The sequence below is a fragment of the Faecalicatena contorta genome, from assembly GCF_001404335.1.
Classification (GTDB): domain Bacteria; phylum Bacillota; class Clostridia; order Lachnospirales; family Lachnospiraceae; genus Faecalicatena; species Faecalicatena contortus_B.
Genome location: NZ_CYZU01000045.1, coordinates 36,941 through 44,107 on the forward strand (window position 1 = coordinate 36,941; position 7,167 = coordinate 44,107).

The following is a 7,167-nucleotide window of genomic DNA, read 5'->3' on the forward strand; positions in this document are numbered from 1 at the left end:
GATGGCGAATTACAAAGACAGCAGCCTTCCGGTGGAGGAAAGGCTTAAAGACCTAATGCGGAGAATGACATTTGAGGAGAAAATCGATCAGATTACATGTCTTGTGACAATCACGGAGGAGATTCCTGATTTTAAGGAATATGTACCAAACGGAATTGGGAATGTTGGCGCATTTACTGTGGCAGACAGTGTAGAAGAAATTGTGAAGTACGCGGACAAATTACAGAGATATTTGGTAAATGAGACAAGGCTTGGAATTCCGGCACTGATTCATTGTGAAGCGTGTGCGGGGGCACAGTATACGGAGGCTGATGTATTTCCTAGTGCAATCGCTCAGGCGTCTACGTTTGACCCGGCGATTGTGGAGCAGATGGCGGATATCATACGCCGCCAGATGCTGTATGTGGGATTTCGACAGGCACTCTCTCCTGTGATGGACGTGGACAGGGATCCGAGGTGGGGAAGAATGACAGAGACATACGGAGAAGATGCGGCTCTTGTATCGGCGATGTCAAGTGCCTTTGTCAGAGGGATTCAGTCAGAGGATATGAAAAAAGGTATTTTGGCAACGGCAAAACATTTTGCGGGGCATGGGGTCACAGAGGGCGGAATCAATATGGGGCGCAATCTTGTTTCGGAGAGAGATCTTCTGGAAATTCACTGCAAACCTTTCCAGTGTGCAATAACGGAAGCCAATTTGAAGAGTGTTATGAATTCATATGGTTCCATCAATGGGGAACCGGTTGTGGGATCGAAAAAGATGCTCACAGAAATACTGAGAAATGCGCTTGGTTTCCGTGGATTTGTTGTCTCTGACTATCTCTCAGTGGATCGTCTGGTAGACCCATTTTCGGTGGCCGCCACATTTGAAGAGGCCGGAATTCAGGCAATTGAGGCCGGGCTGGATGTAGAGTATCCGAGACCGAAAGGGTTCCATTACTGCATGAAAGAAGCGGTAAATGACGGGCGACTGAGCATATCTGTGATCGATCAGGCGGTGGAGAGAGTTCTGAGAATGAAGTTTGAAATGGGTATTTTTGAAAACCCTTATCCAGATTTAAGAAAACTAAAAAAGACATTACATTTAGAAGAAACAGAGCGGCTGAATGAGAAGATAGCGGAGGAAAGTTTTATTTTATTGAAAAATGAGAACAATGTTCTTCCACTGTCAAAACAGATAAAAAAACTTGCAGTAGTTGGTCCTCATGCGGACAACATCCGTAGCTTGTTCGGGACATTTTCTTATCCTGCAGTAATCGATATGACGATGTCCAGAGAGGAAGATGGGCAGGACTTTGAGGAACCGGGAGTCATTATCTATGATATTGATCAGGAATATATAGGACAGGTTCGTGATACCTCACCCAGGGTAAATAAGCGGATACAGAAAGATTTTCCGAAAGCAAAAACACTTTATCAAAAATTAAAAGAATATCTTCCTAACACAGAGGTGGTATTTGCAAAGGGGATAAACTGTGCAGGAACTGAACTTAGCGGAATGGAAGAGGCAGTGCGTGCTACGGCCGATGCCGATGTAGTCTTGCTGACGCTCGGAGGTAAAAATGGCTGGGGAAGTACTTCTACGGTTGGGGAGGGCGTGGATGCTACCGACATTGATCTGCCGGGAGCACAGGAGGAATTTGCAAGAAAAATTTACGGATTACATAAGAAAACAGTTGTACTTCATTATGACGGACGTCCCCTGTCAAACGAGTTTACCGCGTCACATTTCAATGCTATCGTGGAAGTATGGCAGCCGGGAGAAATGGGAAGCAGTGCTCTGTGCAGATTGCTTTTCGGCGAGGTGAATCCGTCCGGGCGTCTTCCGGTCACTGTGGCAAGAAATGCAGGACAGCTTCCGATTTACTATGGCCTTCCGAGAGGAAGCGGCTATGTTGCAGCTGGGCACACCGGAATGATTCGGAATAAAAACGGATATATCAATGATACGGCAGAGCCTCTCTATTATTTCGGACATGGGTTGAGCTACACTTCTTTTGAGTATTCTGATATGAAAATCGAGGAAAAGGTCGTTAGTGCGTCGTCTGTCATCAAGGTGGAAGCACGGATTAAAAATACAGGTGGCTGTGACGGAACAGAAGTTGTCCAGATGTATTTTACAGATGCCGTATCGCAGATGGTGCGTCCGACAATGGAACTGGCCGGATTCGTGAGAGTGGAATTGAAAAAGGGAGAAGAAAAGAAAGTGCGGTTTGAGATGAAGGTGTCTCAGTTTGCCTTCTTGGACCGTGACATGCAATGGTTTGTGGAAAAGGGGAATTACATCATTTCGCTTGGAGCGTCCTGCAGGGATATCCGTCTTCAGGAACAGTTGCAAGTAGCTGACAGTGCAGTAATCGACGGTAGAACGAGAGGATTTTATGCAAAGGCGGAAGTATTACAGAACATTAGCAGGAGGAGTAAGCCATGAAATTTACAGAGGGATTCTGGGAAAAGAGCGAGGCTGCTCACGCATGTTATGCGGTACAGGCGTACGAAGTGGAAGAAATAGAAAACGGCATGAGGGTGATTGCTCCGTTCCGGACCATCTGCAGCCGCGCAGGCGCATTGGACGTCGGAACGCTGACGTTTGAGTTTACCTCAGCCGGCGCGGATATTATTTCCGTAAGATGTTTTCATTTTGAAGGATACGAAAAGAGAGAACCCCGGTTTATGCTGAATAGAGAAAAATGTAAAGTAAATATAGACATCAGCGAGGATGAGGCGGTGATGTCAGCAGGGAATGTTAGTGTACATGTGGGACTAAAAGAGTTCTATATCAGCTACAAAAGAAACGGGAAAGATATGACATCATGTGGGTTTAAAAATGTCGGATACATGCGACATGACAGAAAAAATTCAACCAAGTACCCGGAGACAAATTATCTTGCTGAGGACTACAATCCTTATATTGTCTCAGAGTTTTCACTGGCAGCGGGAGAATGTGTCTATGGTCTTGGTGAAAGGTTTACCGCATTTGTAAAAAACGGTCAGACTGTAGACTGCTGGAACGAGGACGGGGGAACCTCATCGCAGATTAGTTACAAAAATATTCCGTTCTATATAACGAATAAAAATTACGGAATCTATGTGGATCACAGCACAGACGTGTCCTTTGAGGTTGCGAGCGAAAAGGTAGAAGCAGTCGGCGTCTCCGTAAAAGGAGAGGAGATGCGTTATTATGTGATTGGCGGAAGTTCTATGAAAAAAGTGATTGAGCACTATACGAGTCTGACGGGCAAACCGGCACTTCCTCCGGCATGGTCGTTCGGACTCTGGCTGAGTTCCTCCTTCACGACTGATTATGATGAGAAAACTGTTAACTCATTTATCGAGGGGATGAAAGCGCGGGATCTGCCGTTTGACGTATTCCATTTCGACTGCTTTTGGATGAGAGGCCTGCACTGGTGTGATTTTGAATGGAATGAGAAAACATTTCCGGATGTGAGGGGAATGTTAAAGCGATATAAAGACAAAGGGTTGAAAATATGCGTATGGATTAATCCCTATGTAGCACAGGGGACGGTATTCTTCCGGGAGGGGTTGAAGAAAGGCTATTTCCTAATGCGCGCCGATGGTTTGGGCGTAAAGCAGGTGGATAACTGGCAGCCTGGAATGGCAGTCATTGATTTCACGAACCCGGAAGCTGTGATTTGGTATCAGGAAAAACTGAAAGAACTGCTGGATATGGGAGTCGATTGTTTCAAATCAGATTTCGGTGAAAGGATACCTGTTGATGTGACTTATGCAAACGGAGCAGATGCATGGGGAATGCATAATTATTATACATTATTATATAATCAGACGGTATTTGAATTGTTAAAGAGAGAAAGAGGAGAAAAGGAGGCAGTTTTATTTGCCAGAAGTGCGACGGTGGGAGGCCAAAGATTCCCCGTACACTGGGGAGGCGACTGTACAGGCACATATGAATCTATGGCAGAATCATTGAGAGGCGGCCTTTCCTTTATGCTCTCCGGCTTCAGTTACTGGAGCCATGATATTGGTGGATTTGAACTGGCAGCCGATGCAGATGTATATAAAAGATGGCTGCAATTCGGGCTGCTTTCCACTCACAGCAGACTACATGGCTCCAAAAGCTACAGGGTGCCATGGTTGTTCGATGAAGAATCTGTGGAAGTGTGCAGAGAATTTACGAAACTGAAATTGAAGTTGATGCCTTACATCTACAGTATGGCAGTGGAGTCGCACAAGACGGGAATTCCTGTGATGCGACCGATGATCCTGGAATATGAAAATGATCCTGCAGTAAAATATCTCGATATGCAGTATATGCTTGGAGATCGTCTTCTGGTAGCGCCGATTTTTAATAAAGAGGGAATTGGGGAGTATTATCTCCCAAAAGGTGTGTGGACGCATCTTCTGAACGGAGAACGGAAAGAAGGAGGACGCTGGTACCGGGAAACATACGATTATCATTCCCTGCCTTTATTCGTGGCCGAGAATTCGCTTCTCCCGATGGGAAGCAATGAAAAAACAGCCGGGTATTCCTTCGCGGAAAATGTGCAGATCGGTATCTATGAATTACGGGAGGGAGAGAAAGCAGAATGCCGGATCCCCGACAAAGAAGGTAATATTGTGCTGAATGTGAGGGCATATACGGATAAAGATAAGATTTATTTGTCTAGTTGTGGAAAAAATGAAAGGATAACATATGTACTTTACAATGTTCCTGAAATCCGGAGCATAAGCGGAGGAACGATGCAGTACGATAAGGAGAGGCGAAGCGCTGTTGTTGCAGCGGAAGGGGAGCAGGTGATTTTGGGGAAATAAAAAACAGGAAGATATTTGTTTTTTAAATGAGGATGACCTCGATAGCGAAAAAAGCCTTCCTTTGTTGTTTCAGGGGGTGGTTAGGGGTTAAAAGATTATGCCAGACCTCGTTTCTTATGATATGGGGCTGTCGCATCAACGATTAGAAAATCATAGATGCGGCAGCATCTTTTTGCCATTTTTAAGCCGAAACAGAGTGTGTGAATAAAAGTCTGTAAATACTGATCTTCTATGATAATAACTGGGCTGAAGGCTTCACGACCCTTGCCTTATGTATAACAGCACATGCTGTGCTGATATGCTCCCTTCTAGGTAGACAAGTAAAATAATACAAACTTGCTACTTAGGAGGGGGCATATTTTATGTCTAAAAGAAATATATCCGCACAAGATAAGAATGTAAGCAGTATCCAGAAGGTGGAGCATACCGATTCGCAAGGGCAGATCTGGAACATAAACTTCTCATGGTAGATGATGATATGAAGCTGGAAGCACTGAAGGATACCAACTATATCAAATCTATTGTTACTCTGGAGGACAAGATGGATCTGGAGAGAAAATCCAAGCAGAGTGTGCAGGGAAGTCTGTATGTAAGGTTCCGCTGTTTAGGAAATGGAAGTCTCAGTGCACCGCATGATCGGTCTTATGGATTTTATCGGAGACAGATCATTCTGACGGTAAAAGATATTCCGGCGGGAATAGTGAATGATCCGTATCTGATCGAGAAATTACGAAAAGAAGCAGATGATATTTTCCTCTGGTGTCTGGAAGGATTGGAGCGTTTATTGAAATATGATTATCGTTTTACTTTGAGTGAGAAGGCAAAGAAAAATCTTCATGAAGCGATGGAATCCGCGAATAACATTATTTCCTTTATGGAATCAACCGGATATATCCGTCTAGAAGTGAACACAACAGCAACTTCCAGAAAACTGTATCAGGCATATTGCAGATGGTGTGAGGATAATGCAGAAAAGCCTATGAGCGCCAGAAGCTTTTCAGGGGATTTGAAAGAGAACGAAAAGATATATAATATCCGGTATTCTACAAACATTTCTTCAGACAACGGAAAAAATGCGAGAGGATTTCAGGGAATCCATACACAGATATGCTGTGAGAGTTATAGATGATACGGAAAAAATACAGAAAATGTAATGTGAAGAGAAAAACGTATATGCTTATAGTTGCAGGGCAATGAAATAAGTTGGAAATTGAAAATGTATAAAGTATACGCTTATACGTTTATATGGGTAAATGGAAACTTGAAACTATTTAAAAATCCGGGACGGATTATAGGTGAGACGGCACATTCCAAGCCCCGCCAACAGCAAACAACAGATAACTTGTTCTCTAGGATTATTTTTCATATGTCAGTCCGTTAAAAATAGTGTTGAAATCTGTATGGAATATTTCCGCAAGTGCAATCAGTTCGCTGATGCGGATATTGTAAGTTCCGGCTTCAATTTGTGAGTAAACACTTCTGGAAGTAGCGAGATTACGCAACTGCAATTGTGCTACGACATGTTCCTAAGTAAGATTGGTTGCATTTCTCAGCTTGCGAAGATTATCTCCAATGGAAATATCATTAATTAATGTAATTTTTAAGCCATAAAGATTTCACCTCTTTCCATTTACACGAATGCCTTTCCATTGATTATAGTATAAAATTTTCATATAATTGCAATGTATAGACTGCAAAAGAAGAGGATGTAATATAATGGAAATGAAGATAGAGATTGGAAGAAAATGGAAGATGGTAGTTGCCGTGATGATTGGAGTTGCGGTGATATTTGGAACCGGTCTGAGGAGGAAAGACAGAAGCGTGGAAGGAGAGCCGGATGTAATCAGCAGTATTATTATGAACAATGAACAATACCTGACAGTTGTGGCGAACCGCAATGAAATAGAAAATGAAGAAGAGTTCAAGAAGCATCCCATTTTCTCGCATTATGTTTTCCGTTATAACAGTTATCATATCTTCGGTTATGATTGAATGGATACAAAATGCAAAATGGATGAAAAATCATTTGGTTTGATGATTTCTCATCCATTTTTTTAATTGTTATCCAAAAATAAATCGACGACAGCATTTTAATATATAGAAGCGCCCGCATTGGGCTATACTATTTGAAAGCATGCAAGACAAGGAGGCGATATCAATGAAGCATAAACTGAAAGAGGAAATGTTACAGGATTTGAAAAGGAGAATGTACAGGGAAGAAAAATCAGAGGCGACGATTGAAAAGTATATGAGGGATGTGAAGAGTTTTTGGAACTTTGTGGGAAAAGATAGAGAGGTGTAAATGGTAAAATAAAAATGTACATTTAATGGAAAATAAAAATGTACAATCCAAGTCATCATGCTATCGTATTCATG

The 7,167-nt window shown here is 42.8% G+C and carries 6 protein-coding genes; 5 read left to right on the forward strand and 1 reads right to left on the reverse strand.

The features are described from left to right. Position 1: 1 nt before the first annotated feature. From ARB69_RS18800 to ARB69_RS18810, 3 genes are all read left to right on the forward strand, one after another. The gene (locus ARB69_RS18800) at positions 2-2,431 is read left to right on the forward strand and encodes a beta-glucosidase family protein (RefSeq protein ID WP_055154681.1); all 2,430 of its coding nucleotides are present in this window, start codon (positions 2-4) and stop codon (positions 2,429-2,431) included. Next, positions 2,428-4,791 (forward strand): alpha-xylosidase, encoded by a 2,364-nt coding sequence (gene yicI / locus ARB69_RS18805; RefSeq protein ID WP_055154682.1) that lies wholly within the window; start codon positions 2,428-2,430, stop codon positions 4,789-4,791. The genes ARB69_RS18800 and yicI overlap by 4 nt, the downstream gene beginning before the upstream one ends. A gap of 463 nt (positions 4,792-5,254) precedes the next feature. Then, positions 5,255-5,920 carry a DUF5906 domain-containing protein gene (locus tag ARB69_RS18810; RefSeq protein WP_330377731.1) on the forward strand — a complete coding sequence of 222 codons (666 nt, stop codon included), beginning with the start codon at positions 5,255-5,257 and terminating at the stop codon, positions 5,918-5,920. A gap of 226 nt (positions 5,921-6,146) precedes the next feature. Here the strand turns inward: ARB69_RS18810 and ARB69_RS28335 are convergent, their stop codons facing one another. After that, complete coding sequence (locus ARB69_RS28335; protein WP_334291950.1) at positions 6,147-6,299, reverse strand: helix-turn-helix transcriptional regulator; 153 nt, start codon at positions 6,297-6,299, stop codon at positions 6,147-6,149. Positions 6,300-6,507: 208 nt separating this feature from the next. On the opposite strand from ARB69_RS28335, the gene ARB69_RS18815 reads away from it, so the two are divergent. Continuing rightward, positions 6,508-6,783: a hypothetical protein gene (locus ARB69_RS18815; RefSeq protein WP_055154683.1), complete on the forward strand. Its 276-nt coding sequence runs from the start codon at positions 6,508-6,510 to the stop codon at positions 6,781-6,783. A gap of 166 nt (positions 6,784-6,949) precedes the next feature. Then, the gene (locus tag ARB69_RS26800) at positions 6,950-7,093 is read left to right on the forward strand and encodes a hypothetical protein (protein ID WP_157355670.1); all 144 of its coding nucleotides are present in this window, start codon (positions 6,950-6,952) and stop codon (positions 7,091-7,093) included. Positions 7,094-7,167: the final 74 nt, after the last annotated feature.

What these genes read in the sequence shown, in the direction of transcription:
- ARB69_RS18810 (WP_330377731.1), top strand. Translation starts at nt 5,255, where the DNA reads ATGGTAGATGATGATATGAAGCTGGAAGCACTGAAGGATACCAACTAT.
- yicI (WP_055154682.1), top strand. Translation starts at nt 2,428, where the DNA reads ATGAAATTTACAGAGGGATTCTGGGAAAAGAGCGAGGCTGCTCACGCA.
- ARB69_RS18800 (WP_055154681.1), top strand. Translation starts at nt 2, where the DNA reads ATGGCGAATTACAAAGACAGCAGCCTTCCGGTGGAGGAAAGGCTTAAA.
- ARB69_RS18815 (WP_055154683.1), top strand. Translation starts at nt 6,508, where the DNA reads ATGGAAATGAAGATAGAGATTGGAAGAAAATGGAAGATGGTAGTTGCC.
- ARB69_RS26800 (WP_157355670.1), top strand. Translation starts at nt 6,950, where the DNA reads ATGAAGCATAAACTGAAAGAGGAAATGTTACAGGATTTGAAAAGGAGA.